The organism is Streptomyces sp. NPDC014891, from assembly GCF_043081085.1.
Classification (GTDB): domain Bacteria; phylum Actinomycetota; class Actinomycetes; order Streptomycetales; family Streptomycetaceae; genus Streptomyces.
In genome coordinates this window covers 180314-194972 of sequence record NZ_JBIBWF010000002.1, presented here as the reverse complement: position 1 = coordinate 194972, position 14659 = coordinate 180314, and the positions used below count along the sequence as shown (strand labels likewise).

The window sequence follows — 14659 nt, the reverse complement described above, 5'->3', positions numbered from 1 at the left end:
CGCCCGGGTTCAGCAGTTATGCGCGGGTGCGGCGGGTGCGGCGGGTGCGGCGGGTGCGGCGGGTGCGGCGGGTGCGGCGGGTGCGGCGGGTGGGTGCGGGTACGACGAGACCCCGGGCCCGTCGGGCCCGGGGTCTCGTTCGGTTCTGGTGGTTACGGCAGTACGGTCAGCGTGATCGAACCGTCGGCCGCCGGCTCGACCCGCAGTCGGGTGAGGTCGGCGACGTGCACGTCCGGCGCGAAGGCCCCCGCGCGCGGGCCGACGCCCACGATCCGCATGCCGGCCGCGCGGCCCGCCTGGATACCGGCCTCCGAGTCCTCGAACACGATGCAGTCCGCCGGGTCGAAGCCCAGCTCCGCCGCGCCCTTCAGGAAGCCCTCGGGGTCCGGCTTGCTGGCCCCGACGAGCTCGGCGGTGACCCGGGTCGTCGGCATCGGGAGCGCCGCCGCGCCCATCCGGGCCTGTGCGAGGGCCTCGTCCGCCGAGGTCACCAGGGCGTGCGGCAGCTCGGCGAGCGCGGCCATGAAGGCGGGGGCGCCGGGGACGGGCACGACGCCGTCCAGGTCGGCGGTCTCCTCGGCGAGCATGACCCGGTTGTCGGCGTGGTTCTCGGCCATCGGGCGGTCCGGGAGGAGGACGGCCATGGTCGCGTACCCCTGGCGCCCGTGGACCACCTTGAGCACGGCGTCCCCGTCGAGGCCCTGTCGCTCGGCCCAGCGTCGCCAGCAGCGTTCGACGACGGCGTCCGAGTTGACGAGGGTGCCGTCCATGTCGAGGAGGAGGGCGCGGGCGGTCAGCGTTGCCGGGGTGGTGGCAGGCATCGGGTCTCCAGAGGGGGTGGTACGGAGAACGAAGCGGTCCCGCCCACCGGTCAGGGAGTGCGGGCGGGGCCACTTTGTTTTTCCACGATACAAAACCGGGGGCCGACTTGGCCAACCGGTCCGCATGCCGGGACCTCGGAGACCGCCGCGGGTCCCGGCCCCGTACCGCCGCCGGCTCAGATGTCGGGGGTGTTCTCCTCCAGCATCCGGCGCGTCTCGGGGCCGTAGACGCCCTCCGGGTCGCCCGGGATGTACCGCCACGACTGGTAGCGGGCCACCGCGTCGCGGACCTCCTCGTCGTACCGTCCGTTGATGCGGCCGAAGTAGACCCACACCGCGGCCAGCCGTCGCTGGAGCTCCCGCACCTCGTGGCCCGAGGAACCCAGGCTGAGGGTCGTGACGTCCTCCCCGCCCTCCTCCGGCGACTCGGCCGACGGCGTCGCGGTCGGCGGGGCCGTCGTCGGCGCCGTGGTCGGGGCGGACGAGGAGGCGGAGGGGGCCGGCGCGCCGCTCGCGGACGCGGAACCGCTCGGAGACGCGGTCGTCGGGGTCGCCGAAGGGGCCGTGGACGACGGGGACGCCGACGCGGTGGTCTCGCGCGGGGTGGGCGACGAGGACGTCGGCTCCGGAGTCCGCGAGGAGGCGGAGGGGGAGGGAGCCTCGGACACGCCGAGGTTCAGGGACGCGCTCGTGGTCACGTCGGGGACGGCCGCGCGGTCGTCCGAGCCCTCCCCGCCGCCGAGCGCGGCCGCCGCGAGGGCCGCGGTGCCCGCCACGGCGACGGCGGCCACCACCGCGACCAGGGCGCCGCGCCGGCGTCCCCGCCCCCGGCCGCGGTCGTCCTCCTGCCCGTACCCGTACCCGCTGCCGGGCGGCGGGGGTACGTCGCCGACCCCGCGCAGCAGGAGCGGCATGGTCTCGGAGGGGTCGCCCCCGGGGTGCGCCCCCGCCGCCGGAAGGTTCCCTGCGCCGTACGAGCCGCCGGCATCGGAACCGGCCCGGTACGAGCCGCCGGCATGCGGACCGGCGCCGTACGAGCCACCGGCTCCCGCCCCGGTCCCGGCCCCGGCACCGGAACCTACCCCCGCCCCGGCCCCGGCACCGGAACCTACCCCCGCCCCGGCCCTGCCCCCGTCCGGCCGGATCGCCGCCAGTCGTGCCGTCGGCGGGTCCTCCGCCCCCGCGCCGCCGTCCGGCGCGTCCAGCGTCACGTAAGGCCTGATCCGGAGCGGATCGAAGTCCTCCGCCGCAGCCAGTTCCGCCTGGGCGCAGGCGCAGCCAGGTCTCTGTACACCGCATTCAGGACAGATGAGTCCGGTCATGATGGGTCCCCTCCCCGAGACAACTGCTGGCGATTATGCAGCCCGTCCCCCGCGGGGCAACGGACAGGCGGCCGAACAGGCCGGTGGACCCGCGCACGAACACACCGGTGAGAGGGCGGGCGACCGGTCGGCGGGCGGTCGCCGACGCGCCGCCGCCGGACGGACGGAGCGGCGGCGGACTGCACCCGGCTGCCCCCTCCGCCAGGCCGTATCCGGACATTCGGACCAGGATGGAGACGCCGTCCCATGGCGCGTCCGGCGGGACGCCCGACGCGACGCCCCGAGGAGGCGCCCATGGCCCAGCACGTCAGCCCCTCCGAGGTCGGCGGCGGCGCCCCGGGGCCCGGGCAGGGGCAGGGGCACCGCACCGTCCTGGTGGCGATCGGCGCGCTGCTCCTCGGCATGCTGCTGGCGGCCCTCGACCAGACCATCGTCTCCACCGCGCTGCCGACCATCGTCAGCGAGCTCGGCGGTATGGAGCACCTGTCCTGGGTGGTCACCGCGTACATGCTGGCGTCCACGGCGGCCACCCCGCTGTGGGGCAAGCTCGGCGACCAGTACGGGCGCAAGAAGCTGTTCCAGGCGGCGATCGTCCTCTTCCTCATCGGCTCCGCGCTCTGCGGCATCGCCCAGAACATGCCGCAGCTCATCGCGTTCCGCGCGATCCAGGGCCTCGGCGGCGGCGGCCTCATGGTCCTGTCGATGGCGATCGTCGGCGACCTGGTGTCGCCCCGGGAGCGCGGCAAGTACCAGGGCCTCTTCGGCGCCGTCTTCGGCACCACCAGCGTCCTCGGTCCGCTGCTCGGCGGGGTCTTCACCCAGCAGCTCTCCTGGCGCTGGGTCTTCTACATCAACCTGCCCATCGGCATCGTCGCCCTTTTCGTGATCGCCGCCGTCCTCCACATCCCGGTCCGCTCCACCCGGCACACCATCGACTACCTCGGCACCTTCCTCATCGCCTCCGTCGCCACCTGCCTGGTCCTCGTGGCCTCGCTCGGCGGCACCACCTGGGCCTGGGACTCGCCGCAGATCATCGGACTCGCCGTGCTCGGAGCGGTCCTGCTCGTCTGCTTCGTGCGGGTCGAGCGACGGGCGGCCGAGCCCGTCATCCCGCTCAGGCTCTTCGGGATCCGGACGTTCAGCCTGGTCGCGGTGATCAGCTTCGTCGTCGGCTTCGCCATGTTCGGAGCCATGACCTATCTGCCGACCTTCCTCCAGGTCGTGCAGGGCGTCACGCCCACCATGTCGGGCGTGCACATGCTGCCGATGGTGGCCGGCATGCTGATCATGTCGACGGGCTCCGGGCAGATCGTCTCCCGCACGGGCCGCTGGAAGGTCTTCCCGATCGCGGGCACCGCCGTCACCTGCATCGGACTGCTCCTGCTCCACGGGCTGACGGAGAACAGCTCCACCTGGGAGATGAGCGTCTGCTTCTTCGTCTTCGGCGCCGGCCTCGGCCTGGTGATGCAGGTCCTCGTCCTGGTCGTGCAGAACTCCGTCCCGTACGCGGACCTCGGCGTCGCCACCTCCGGAGCCACGTTCTTCCGCTCCATCGGGGCGTCGTTCGGCGTCGCCGTCTTCGGCACGATCTTCACCGGCCGGCTCACCGGCAAACTCGACGAGGTGTTCACCGCCGCCACCGCCGCGGGTCGGGCCCTGCCGCCCGGCATCGGCCCCGAGCAGGTCGCCGCCGACCCGCGCACGGTCGCACGGCTCCCGGCGGATCTGCGCCCCTCCGTCCTCCACGCGTACGCCACGTCCATCACCGACGTCTTCCTGTACGCGGCGCCCGTCGTCCTGGTCGCCTTCGTCGTGTCCTGGTTCCTCAAGGAGGACAAGCTGCGGGGCTCGGTCACCGCGCCCGACACCAGCCAGACGCTCGCGTCCAACCCGGTCGAGCGCTCCTCGTACGAGGAGTGCGCCCGCGCCCTGTCGGTCCTCGGCTCCCGCGAGGGCCGCAAGGCGGTCTACGAGAAGATCACCGCCCGCGCCGGGCTCGACCTGCTGCCCGCGGCGAGCTGGCTGCTGCTCCGGATCCGCCGCCACGGCACCGTCGAACCCGTCCGGCTCGCCGAGCACGTGCCGGTGCCCCTGGAGGTGATCACCCGGGCCTCACGCCAGGTGGAGGAGCGGAGCCTGGTCCTCCGGGAGGGCACCCAGCTGATCCTCACCGAGGAGGGCGTGGGGGCGGCGACCCGGCTCGCCGCGGCCCGCGAGGAGTCCCTCGCCGAGCTGCTCGGCGACTGGTGGGGACCGGACCGGCCCACCGACCTGGTGAAACTCGTCGAGGAACTGACCGCGGAACTCAGCGGATCGGACGCCGAACGGCCCCACGACCCGGACCCGCCCGGCGGTTCCCGCTCCTGACCCCCGGGCGCCCCGCGGGACGGGAGCCCTCAGAGGTCCTTGCCGTACCAGATGTCCATGTACGGGCCGGTGCAGTACGCCGGGATCTCGCCGTACCCGTGCCGGGTGTACAGGGCGCGCGCCTCGACCAGGTCGAGGCGCGTGTTCAGGACCATCCGGCGGGCGCCGAGCCCGCGCGCCTCGTCCTCCAGGCGGGCCAGGAGCGCGCCCGCGCCGCCCCGGCCGCGGAAGGCGTGCCGCAGGAAGACCCGGGTCAGTTCGGCGCGGTCCCCGTCGAGGAGGAGGACGCCGCCGCAGCCGGCCGGCTCGCCCCCGTACCGCGCGACCAGGAACCGGCCGGTCGGCGGGGTCAGCAGCTCGGCGCCGTCGCCGGTGAGGCCCTCGTCGAGCTCCTCCCGCGTCACGGGGCGCTTCCAGTAGCGGCTCGCCACGTCGTCCAGGTAGTCGCGGCGCAGCGCGGCGGCGTCCGGGGTGTCGACGTGTTCGGGGGAGAAGGTCCAGGTCATGCGCGCCATTGTGCGGCGCGCACGGCCCGGGGCGCGCCCGGTTTTCCGGGCGGCGGGGGTCAGGCCCGCGGGGACGCCTGCTGGACGACCTCGAAGGACCAGAGGGTGGATCCGGAGGCGGCGGGCCTCGGCCGCTCGCCGTCCTCGGAACCGTCCGCGCCGCCCCCGTGCGCGGCCTTCATGGAGCCGTTCATCCAGGCCTGGAAGTCCTCCTCGCTGCGCCAGCGCGTGTACACGAGGTACTGGTCGGTGCCCTCCACCGGACGCAGCAGCTCGAACCACTCGAATCCGTCGGACCCCTCGACGGCCCCGGCCCGCGAGGCGAACCGCTTCTCCAGGACCTCACGCTGCTCGGCCGGCACGGTCAGGACGTTGATCTTCACCACACTGGGCACTTGACACCTCTCGGGAAGCACGGGCCGGGCGCTGTGCCGAGCCTTGATCGCATACGTGCAGTCTCGTACATCCGCCGGTCGAGGCGATGTGAGGACGGGGCACCGGCCGCGCCGCCCCCCGTCCTCGGAGGCCGGGTACGCGGGCGCTGCGGGACGTCAGCTCACGACGCGGGCGAGCAGCAGGCCGTCGTGGCCCTTGGTGCCGACGGTCTGGACGGCCGTCGCGTCCAGGCGGGGTTCGGCGGCGACGAGCTCGAAGAGTGCGCGGGTGCCGGTGATCGCCGGGTCGTCCGGGTCCGGCGTCGTGATCCTGCCGCCGCGCACCACGTTGTCGACGACGATCACCGTGCCCGGGCGGGAGAGCCGGAGGGCCCACTCCACGTAGCGCGGGTTGTTGACCTTGTCGGCGTCGATGAAGACCAGGTCGAACGGGCCCGCGCCCTCCGCCTCCAGGACGGGCAGGCTGTCCAGGGCGGCGCCGGTCCGGACCTCGACGAGCTTGTCCAGGCCGGCGTGGGCGATGTTGGCGCGGGCGACGTCCGCGTGCGCCGGGTCGTACTCCAGGGTGATGAGCCGGCCGTCGGCGGGCAGGGCGCGGGCCAGCCAGATCGTGCTGTAGCCGCCGAGGGTGCCGATCTCCAGGATGTTCCGGGCGCCCTGCATCCGGGCGAGCAGCTGGAGCAGCTTGCCCTGGTTGGGGGCGACGGCGATCTCGGGGAGTCCGGCCGCCGCGGAGGCGTCGAGCGCGGCGGTCAGCGCCTCGTCGGCGGGGGCGATGGTATCGGTGAAGTAGGCGTCGACTTCGTTCCACTGAGGGTTCGTCATGCCGCCGAACGTACACCGGTCCCGGATGCCGGGCGGCGCCGTGCGACCCGTGCGGCCAGGAGCGCCGCGAGGAGCAGGCCGCCGCCGACGGTCAGCAGCCACACGGGGATTCCGCCGGCGACGGTGAGCAGCCGGTCGGTGTACTCGACCCGCCGGTACGGGGTGTCGGCGACGGCGCGCAGGTGGTGGTCGTCGTCGATCCGCTCCGGGTGCGGGAACTCCTGCTCCAGGACGGTGAGGTGGACCGGCCGGTCCCCGGCCAGCCGGGCGACGGCGCCGTCGGGCCTCTCGATCCGGCCGGCGAACGTCACCTCGGGGGCGTCCCCGCCGATGGCGGAGCGGGGCTCCATCCGGTGCTCGGAGAGGATGGAGAGGCCGAGGCTCTGGGAGCTCCTGGCGAGGCGTGAGAGCCGCATGGGGTAGACGAGTTCGGTGGAGCTGAAGGTGATGCGGAGCGGGGTCAGCTCGCCCCGGAGGACGGTGTTCTCCTCCTCGGGGGCGAGGCGGACGGCGACGTACTCCCACCTCCGCTCCACGTAGGGCTGGAGCGCGTCGGTCAGCCGCTCGGGGAGCGCGAAGCCGTGGGTGCGCAGCCAGGTGCCGAGGGCCTTCGGGTCGGTCGCCGTCAGCCGGGCGACGTCGAAGGGGCCGAGGCGTTCGCGTCCGACGACGCCGACCCCGCTCGCGCCGGGCGGCGGGGCGCCGGCGGCGGAGCCGTCGCCGTGGCCGGTGTCGAACGGCCAGTCGCCGGTGCGCGGCCAGAAGTACGTGCGGTCGCGCTGTTCGGGGGCGGCGAGCCGGTCGAGCGCGTCGAAGAGCTCCGGTTCGCCGAGGGTGACGTCGGCGCGCCGCGGTACGGGCATGATCCAGGCGGCCTGGGAGGCGTTGCCGTGGACGTTGAAGCGCATGACGACGGTCTCGGTGCGGCCGTCCCAGTGGACGGCCGACTCCTCGCGGTCGACGCCGATGCGCTGGTCCGCGGTGGGGATCATGGCGCCGCAGCCGCAGGCGTACGCCGGTGCGACGAGCGAGCCGAGCTGGAGCGCGAGCAGCGCGACGATGGTGGTCAGGATTCTGTGTGTCCCCCGCATGCGGGGTGGGACGTGCCGGCGGAGGTTCCGGTTCCCCGGCGGCCGGCCCGTCCCTCCGCTCGTTCAGGCCCCGGCCCGTCCCTCCGCTCGTTCAGGCCCCGGCGCGGACCCTGAGTTCCTTCACGCCGTTCAGCCAGGCGGCCCGCAGCCGGCGCGGTTCGCCGACGAGGGTCAGGTCGGGCAGGGCGTCCGCGATCGCGTGGAAGATCAGCTCGATCTCCTTGATGGCGAGGGACTTGCCCAGGCAGAAGTGGGGTCCGCCGCCGCCGAAGCCGAGGTGGGGGTTCGGGTCGCGGGTGATGTCGAAGCGCTCGGGTGCGGTGAAGACCTCGGGGTCGTTGTTGGCGGAGGAGTAGAAGAGGCCGACACGGTCGCCCTTGGCGATCTTCTGGCCGCCGAGTTCGGTGTCCTGGGTCGCGGTCCGCTGGAAGGAGACGACGGGGGTCGCCCAGCGCACGATCTCCTCGGCGGCGGTCGCCGGCCGTTCCCGCTTGAAGAGTTCCCACTGGTCCGGGTGGGTGAGGAAGGCGTGCATGCCGTGGCTGATGGCGTTGCGGGTGGTCTCGTTCCCGGCGACGGCGAGCAGCAGCACGAAGAAGCCGAACTCGTCGGAGGAGAGGTTCCCCTCGCCCTCGGCGGCGACGAGCCGGCTGACGATGTCGGCGGCCGGGCACTGTTTGCGCGCGGCGGCCATGTTCATCGCGTAGCCGATGAGCTCCATCGCCGCCTCGGCGCCGATCTCCTCGGTGATGGCGTATTCCGGGTCGTCGTACGCGACCATCTTGTTCGACCAGTCGAAGATGCGGGAACGGTCCTCCTGGGGGACTCCGATGAGTTCGGCGATGGCCTGGAGGGGGAGTTCGACGGCGACCCGGGTGACGAAGTCGAAGGTGCCGTCGGGGTCCGCGCCGTCGCGGGCCTCGGCGACGATGGCGTGCGCCCGGTCGCGCAGCGCGGTCTCCAGACTCCGGACGGCCCGGGGGGTGAAGCCGCGCTGGACGATCTGGCGGACCCGGGTGTGCTCGGGCGGGTCCATGTTGAGCATGATCAGCTTCTGTACCTCGATCTGGTCCCGGGAGATGTGCTCGTTGAAGCGGATGACGGCCGTGTTCTCGTTCGAGGAGAACAGCTCGGGGTGCGTGGAGACGTACTTGACGTCGGCGTGGCGCGTGACGGCCCAGTACCCGCCGTCCGCGAAGCCCGTGACGCCGGGCTGCTGGGCGCACCACCACACGGGCGCCGTCCGCCGCAGCCGGGCGAACTCCGGGAACGGGACGCGGTCGCGGAGCAGGTCGGGGTCGGTGGCGTCGAACCCCTCGGGAAGACGCCCGTCGGGGAGGTGGGGGCAGGCGGCCATCGGCAACACTCTCCATATCTGATGGACCATCAGAAGTTGCCGGGAAAGTTAGTAACGAGTTCTACAAGTAGCAAGGCCTGGAACGGGAAGTGTTGCCTCCCGGACCCTTGCGTACCCGCGGTAGCAGTCATAAGACTGCACTCAGAACTAGAACGCGTACTAGTTCCCCCGTGACGCCGACCGACGGGATGCCGGGACGCCCCGTCCGGTCGAGGAGAGGACGAGCTCATGGCCGCGGAACCCGTCATCGTCGAAGCCGTACGCACCCCCATCGGCAAGCGCGGAGGCGCGCTCGCCAACCTCCATCCCGCCTACCTCCTGGGCGAGACCTACCGGGAACTCCTCGGGCGCACCGGCATCCACGCCGACTGCGTCGAGCAGATCGTCGGCGGCACCGTCACGCACGCCGGCGAGCAGTCCATGAACCCCGCCCGCACGGCCTGGCTCACCATGGGCCTCCCCTACGAGACGGCGGCGACCACGGTCGACTGCCAGTGCGGCTCCTCGCAGCAGGCGAGCCACATGGTCGCCAACATGGTCGCGGCCGGCGTCATCGACATCGGGATCAGCTGCGGAGTCGAGGCCATGTCCCGCGTTCCGCTCGGCTCCGGATCCAAGCACGGGCCCGGCAAGCCCTTCCCCGACGAGTGGAACGTCGACCTCCCCAACCAGTTCGAGGCCGCCGAGCGCATCGCCCGCCACCGCGGCCTCGGCCGCGAGCGCGTCGACTCCCTCGGCCTGCTCTCCCAGGAGCGCGCCGCGCGGGCCTGGTCCGAGGAGCGCTTCAAGCGCGAGACCTTCGCCGTCCAGGTCCCCACCACGGAGGAGGAGCAGGCGGCCGGGCAGGGCATGTGGCGGCTCGTCGACCGGGACGAGGGCCTGCGGGACACCACCATGGAGGGCCTCGCCCGCCTCAAGCCGGTCATGCCGACGGCCGTCCACACCGCCGGGAACTCCTCCCAGATCTCCGACGGCGCCGCCGCGATCCTGTGGGCCTCCAAGCGCATGGCCCGCGCCCTCAAGCTCAGGCCCCGCGCCCGGATCGTCGCCCAGGCCCTGGTCGGCGCGGACCCGCACTTCCACCTCGACGGACCGATCGACGCCACCCGCGCCGTCCTCGGGAAGGCCGGGATGTCGCTCCGGGACATCGACCTCGTCGAGATCAACGAGGCCTTCGCGTCGGTCGTCCTGAGCTGGGCCCAGGTTTTCGACCAGGATCTGGAGAAGGTGAACGTCAACGGCGGTGCCATCGCCCTCGGCCACCCCGTCGGGGCCACCGGCGCCCGGCTGATCACCACGGCCCTGCACGAGCTGGAACGCACCGACAAGGAGTTCGCCCTGGTCACGATGTGTGCCGGCGGGGCCGTGGCGACCGGGACGATCATCCAGCGGCTCTAGCGTCCCGGGAGAGCGCGGAAGCGTCCGGAGACGCCGCAGGCCCCGCCCTCCCTGACGGGAGGCGGGGCCTTGCGGGTGAGCGCGGTGCGGCGGGTGACTCAGTACCAGCCGTGGGTCTGCCAGAACGACCAGGCGGCGTTCGGGGAGCCGTAGCGCTCGTTCATGTAGTTGAGACCCCACTTGATCTGGGTGGCGGGGTTCGTCTTCCAGTCGGAGCCGGCCGAGGACATCTTCGAGGCCGGGAGGGCCTGGACGAGGCCGTAGGCGCCGCTGGCGGAGTTGGTGGCCTTGTGGTTCCAGCCGGACTCGTGCGAGACGATCTTGCTGAAGGAGGCGTACTGCGAGGCGGGGACGATCTGCCGGGCGATGTCCTGCGGGCTGGCGGCGGAGGCCGCGCCCGTCGTGCCGAGGACCGCACCCGACGCGCTCAGCAGCACGGCCGCGGAGGCGGCGAGGGTCTTCTTGCGGGCGGCGACACGGGTGGTGATCGAGCGGATCAAGATCTCTACCTAACTTCGGGGACCAGGACGGCGTCAGGCGATTTCGGCAAGCCGGAACCAGAGCCCGGGGAACCCGGGAACTGGGGGGAACCGGCCGTCCGAGGCGCTGCGGTGAGCACCGGCTGCCTGGCGACGTCCACCAGACAAGCAGGGCCGGAACGCCGATGCAACGACCCCCTGTACGAGGAAGGTTCGGACCCGGGCAGGAGGTCCCGCGGAGGGAGTACGGGATGTTTCCGCAGGTCATGCCCGGTAGTGGGCGGTTTGCTCCGATACCGCCCGACTACTATTCCGCGTCGTACGTGACGTAGGTCCTGTGGGGCGGCTCACCCGGGGAGGACCTCCCGGGGCCCTCGAATGTGACCTGGGCCTCGAAGTTCGCCCGCCGCGTGGCCCGGCGGAGCGCCTTCAGGAGCGTGCCGCCGACGGTGAGGGTGAGGACCACGGTGAGGACGGCCCGCCCCAGGTCCCAGCCCAGGGAGGTCGCGGTGACATAGGCCAGGAAGCGGACCAGGTTCTCGTGCAGCGGCGCGCCCGGCTGGAAGGAGATGCCGCTGCTCAGGCCCTGGAGCAGCACCCAGCCCTGCAGATTCATGATCGTGCCGTACGCGAAGGCCGCCACGAACCCGTACGCGGACAGCATCAGCAGCTCGCCCCGGCCCCGCAGCCACGGCCCCGGGAGGAGCCCGGCGCCCATGGTGAACCAGCCCATCGACAGCATCTGGAACGGCATCCACGGCCCCACACCCCCGGTGAGCAGCGCCGACGCGAACATCGTCACCGCCCCGAGGACGAACCCGAAGCCCGGCCCGAGGACCCGGCCGCTGAGCACCATCAGGAAGAACATCGGCTCCAGGCCGGCCGTGCCCGCGCCCAGCGGCCGCAGGGCGGCGCCGACGGCGGCCAGCACGCCCAGCATCGCCACCGCCTTCGCATCCATGCCGCAGTCCGCGATCGTCGCCACGACCACCGCGACCAGGAGCGGCAGCAGGGCCGCGAACAGCCAGGGCGCGTCCCCGGCGTGCGAGGTCACGGCGGAACCGGCGTCCGCGAAGAGGGGCCAGCAGAAGGCGAACAGCCCGACGAGCGAGACGAGGGCCAGCGCCGTGACGGAGCGGGGCCCCAGCCGGACCGGGCGGGCGGGCCGGGGCGGGCGGGCGGGGCGGGCGGGGCGGGTGCTCACAGCAGCGCCCCCTCCACCTGCTCGACCGTGAGCCACGGCTGCGGCGCCAGGATCTTCGCCACCTGCGGCGAGAACGCGGGGGAGGAGACGACCACCTCGGCCGTCGGCCCGTCCGCCACCACCTCGCCGTCGGCGATGATCACCACCCGGTGCGCCAGCTCGGCCGCCAGCTCCACGTCGTGCGTCGCCAGGACGATCGCGTGTCCGTCGGCGGCGAGCGCCCGGAGGTGGGTCACCAGCCGGGCCTTCGCCGCGTAGTCCAGGCCGCGGGTCGGCTCGTCCAGGAGAAGCAGGGGAGGCCGGCCGGTCAGCACCACGGCGAGCGCCAGGGCCAGCCGCTGCCCCTCCGACAGGTCCCGCGGATGGGTGTCGTCCGCGACGCCCGGCAGCAGCTCGGACACCAGGGCCCGGCAGGTCCCGGGCGCCGCGCCCGCGTCCCCGTCGGCCGCCGCGCACTCCGCGCCGACCGTGTCCGCGTACAGCAGGTCGCGCGGCTCCTGCGGCACCAGGCCGACCTGCCGGATCAGCTCGCGCGGGCTGGTGCCGTGCGGGGTGCGGCCCCCGACCAGGACGGAGCCGGAGGTCGGGGCGATCATGCCGACGAGGGTGGAGAGGAGCGTGGACTTCCCGGCGCCGTTCCGCCCCATCAGGGCGATGGTCTCGCCGGCCCGGACCCGCAGGTCCACGGCGCGCAGGGCCTCCACGCGGCCCCGCCGCACACCGAGGCGCTCGGTCAGCACGAGGGGGGACGCGGCCGGGGCGGCCGCGGGCCGGGGGCGGCGGCGCAGGAACGGCAGGCCGCCCCACTCCTTCCCGCCGCCGGAGGGCCGGGGGCGCGGTCCGCCGTCGACGGGCGGAGCGGGGGCCGGCGCGGCCCCCTCGGGGACCCGTCCCGCCAGCCGCTCCTTCAGGCCTCCGGCCCGCCGGCGCGCGTCCCGCACCGAGAGCGGCAGCGGCTCCCACCCGGCCAGCCGGCCCAGCCCCACCACCGGCGGGTGCACCGGCGAGAGGGCCATGATCTCGGCGGGGGAGCCCAGCACGCCCTCCGGGAGCATCAGCACCCGGTCCGCGTACTGCACCACCCGCTCCAGCCGGTGCTCCGCGAGCAGCACGGTGGTGCCCAGGTCGTGCACCAGCCGCTGGAGCACCGCCAGGACGTCCTCGGCCGCCGACGGGTCGAGGGCCGAGGTCGGCTCGTCCAGGACCAGCACCTTCGGGTGCGGGGTCAGGACCGAGCCGATCGCGACCCGCTGGCGCTGCCCGCCGGAGAGCGTGGCGATCGGGCGGTCGCGGAGCTCCGCGAGGCCCAGCAGGTCCAGGGTCTCCTCGACCCGGCGGCGCATGACGCCCGGGGCGAGGCCCAGGGACTCCATGCCGTAGGCCAGCTCGTCCTCGACCGTGTCGGTGACGAAGTGCGCCGACGGGTCCTGGCCGACCGTCCCCACCACGTCCGCCAGCTCGCGCGGCGGATGGGTCCGGGTGTCGCGGCCGTCGACCGTGACGCGGCCGGTCAGCGTGCCGCCCGTGAAGTGCGGGACGAGGCCGGAGACCGCGCCGAGGAGGGTCGACTTGCCGACGCCCGAGGGGCCGACGAGCAGGACCAGCTCCCCCTCGGGGACGGTCAGGCTCAGATCCCGCAGGGTCGGCTCGGCGCCCTCGTAGGTCACCGAGACGTTCTCGAAGCGGATCACGCCTTCTCCTTCGCAGCGGACGCCGTCCCGGGACCGGGATCGGCCGCGGGCCCCCGGAGGGGAGCGGGTACGGGGGCCGTGAACGCCGGCAGCAGACCCACCAGGACCGACAGCGCCGGCCAGAGCGGCAGCTCCGGCGCCTCCAGCGGCACCACTCCCGGGTGCAGCGCCTCCGGCGCGTACGCGTTCGCCCAGATCATCAGGACCGCGACCGCCACCCCGGAGCCCGCGACCAGCCAGGCCCGTACGCCCCAGCGGTCCGGCCGGTACCGGGTGCGGACCGTCCGCAGGCCGCCGAGCCGCAGCCCCGCCATGGCCGCGAGCAGCCCCACCCCCAGCAGCGGCAGCCCGTACCCGGCGCCCTCCGCCGCGAGGAGCCCGTACGACCCGGCGCAGATCCCGAGCAGCCCGCCCAGCGTCAGGGCGTTCGTGGTCCGGCGCACCGAGGCGGGGACGTGGGCCGTGCGCCCGTACCCGCGGGCGTCCATCGACGCCGCGACCGCGATCGACCGCTCGAGGGCCCCCTCCAGGACCGGCAGGCCGATCTGCAGGACCGCCCGCACCCCGCCCGTGGGACGGCCGCGCAGCCGCCGGGCGGTCCGCAGCCGGACCACGTCCGCGACCATGTTCGGCGCGAACGTCATCGCCACGACCACGGCGACCCCGGCCTCGTACAGCGCGCCCGGCAGCGACTTCAGCAGCCGCGCCGGGTTGGCCAGCGAGTTCGCCGCGCCCACGCAGATCAGCAGGGTCGCCAGCTTGGCGCCGTCGTACAGCGCGAACACCAGCTGCTCGGCCGTGACCCGCCCCCCGATCCGCACCCCCTGCGCCCAGTCGGGCAGCGGCACCTCGGGCAGGGTGAACAGCAGGTGGGTGCCCGGGATCGGGGAGCCGAGCAGCAGCGAGAACACGACCCGCAGGAACACCACGAACAGGCCGAGCTTGACGAACGCGCCGTACGAGCGGGCCCAGGGCGCGTCCGTGCGCCGGGCCGCCACCACATAGCCCGCGACGCCCACGAGCATGCCGAGCAGCAGCGGGTTCGTCGTGCGGGAGGCGGCGACGGCCAGGCCGAGCGCCCACACCCACCACGCACCGGCGTGCAGGGCGTTGGACCGGGTCGCCTCCGGGGCGCGGAGGGCGGTACTCACCTTCATACGGGGCTCGTCTTCGTCCGGGGAGCGGGGGACGTCACGGCGGTCA

13 protein-coding genes are annotated in these 14659 nt (G+C 73.8%); 2 read left to right on the top strand and 11 right to left on the bottom strand.

The window, feature by feature from the left end; genetic code table 11:
* Positions 1-152 precede the first annotated feature (152 nt).
* Complete coding sequence (locus ACF09E_RS05505; RefSeq protein ID WP_392204008.1) at positions 153-821, bottom strand: HAD-IA family hydrolase; 669 nt, start codon at positions 819-821, stop codon at positions 153-155.
* A 176-nt stretch (positions 822-997) separates the two neighbouring features.
* The gene (locus ACF09E_RS05500; RefSeq protein ID WP_392204007.1) at positions 998-1735 is read right to left on the bottom strand and encodes a peptidoglycan-binding protein; all 738 of its coding nucleotides are present in this window, start codon (positions 1733-1735) and stop codon (positions 998-1000) included.
* 702 nt (positions 1736-2437) lie between these two features.
* Here ACF09E_RS05500 and ACF09E_RS05495 point away from each other — a divergent pair.
* Positions 2438-4510, top strand: coding sequence for a DHA2 family efflux MFS transporter permease subunit (locus ACF09E_RS05495; protein ID WP_392204006.1), 2073 nt, complete (start codon positions 2438-2440; stop codon positions 4508-4510).
* A gap of 29 nt (positions 4511-4539) precedes the next feature.
* Here ACF09E_RS05495 and ACF09E_RS05490 read toward each other — a convergent pair whose 3' ends face one another.
* From ACF09E_RS05490 to ACF09E_RS05470, 5 genes are all read right to left on the bottom strand, one after another.
* Complete coding sequence (locus tag ACF09E_RS05490) at positions 4540-5025, bottom strand: GNAT family N-acetyltransferase (RefSeq protein ID WP_392204005.1); 486 nt, start codon at positions 5023-5025, stop codon at positions 4540-4542.
* Between the two features lie 50 nt (positions 5026-5075).
* Positions 5076-5411, bottom strand: a complete 336-nt coding sequence (locus tag ACF09E_RS05485) for an antibiotic biosynthesis monooxygenase family protein (RefSeq protein WP_392204004.1) — start codon at positions 5409-5411, stop codon at positions 5076-5078.
* Between the two features lie 156 nt (positions 5412-5567).
* The gene (locus tag ACF09E_RS05480; protein WP_392204003.1) at positions 5568-6236 is read right to left on the bottom strand and encodes an O-methyltransferase; all 669 of its coding nucleotides are present in this window, start codon (positions 6234-6236) and stop codon (positions 5568-5570) included.
* Positions 6233-7327 carry a DUF2330 domain-containing protein gene (locus tag ACF09E_RS05475; RefSeq protein WP_392204002.1) on the bottom strand — a complete coding sequence of 365 codons (1095 nt, stop codon included), beginning with the start codon at positions 7325-7327 and terminating at the stop codon, positions 6233-6235. Before ACF09E_RS05475 ends, ACF09E_RS05480 begins: the two co-directional genes overlap by 4 nt.
* Positions 7328-7418: 91 nt before the next feature.
* Positions 7419-8684 carry a cytochrome P450 gene (locus ACF09E_RS05470; protein ID WP_392204001.1) on the bottom strand — a complete coding sequence of 422 codons (1266 nt, stop codon included), beginning with the start codon at positions 8682-8684 and terminating at the stop codon, positions 7419-7421.
* 228 nt (positions 8685-8912) lie between these two features.
* Here ACF09E_RS05470 and ACF09E_RS05465 point away from each other — a divergent pair, with 228 nt between their 5' ends.
* Positions 8913-10082, top strand: a complete 1170-nt coding sequence (locus tag ACF09E_RS05465; RefSeq protein WP_392204000.1) for a steroid 3-ketoacyl-CoA thiolase — start codon at positions 8913-8915, stop codon at positions 10080-10082.
* A 98-nt stretch (positions 10083-10180) separates the two neighbouring features.
* Here the strand turns inward: ACF09E_RS05465 and ACF09E_RS05460 are convergent, their stop codons facing one another.
* The 4 genes from ACF09E_RS05460 to ACF09E_RS05445 all read right to left on the bottom strand — a co-directional run bounded on the left by ACF09E_RS05460 (position 10181) and on the right by ACF09E_RS05445 (position 14613).
* A complete protein-coding gene (locus ACF09E_RS05460; RefSeq protein WP_361850501.1) occupies positions 10181-10582 on the bottom strand; it encodes a transglycosylase SLT domain-containing protein in 402 nt (133 codons plus the stop codon).
* Between the two features lie 286 nt (positions 10583-10868).
* Positions 10869-11765: an ECF transporter S component gene (locus ACF09E_RS05455; protein WP_392203999.1), complete on the bottom strand. Its 897-nt coding sequence runs from the start codon at positions 11763-11765 to the stop codon at positions 10869-10871.
* On the bottom strand, positions 11762-13456 hold the full coding sequence (locus tag ACF09E_RS05450) for an ABC transporter ATP-binding protein (protein WP_392203998.1): 1695 nt from the start codon (positions 13454-13456) through the stop codon (positions 11762-11764). Before ACF09E_RS05450 ends, ACF09E_RS05455 begins: the two co-directional genes overlap by 4 nt.
* Positions 13453-14613: an energy-coupling factor transporter transmembrane component T gene (locus tag ACF09E_RS05445; protein WP_392203997.1), complete on the bottom strand. Its 1161-nt coding sequence runs from the start codon at positions 14611-14613 to the stop codon at positions 13453-13455. Before ACF09E_RS05445 ends, ACF09E_RS05450 begins: the two co-directional genes overlap by 4 nt.
* Positions 14614-14659 lie beyond the last annotated feature (46 nt).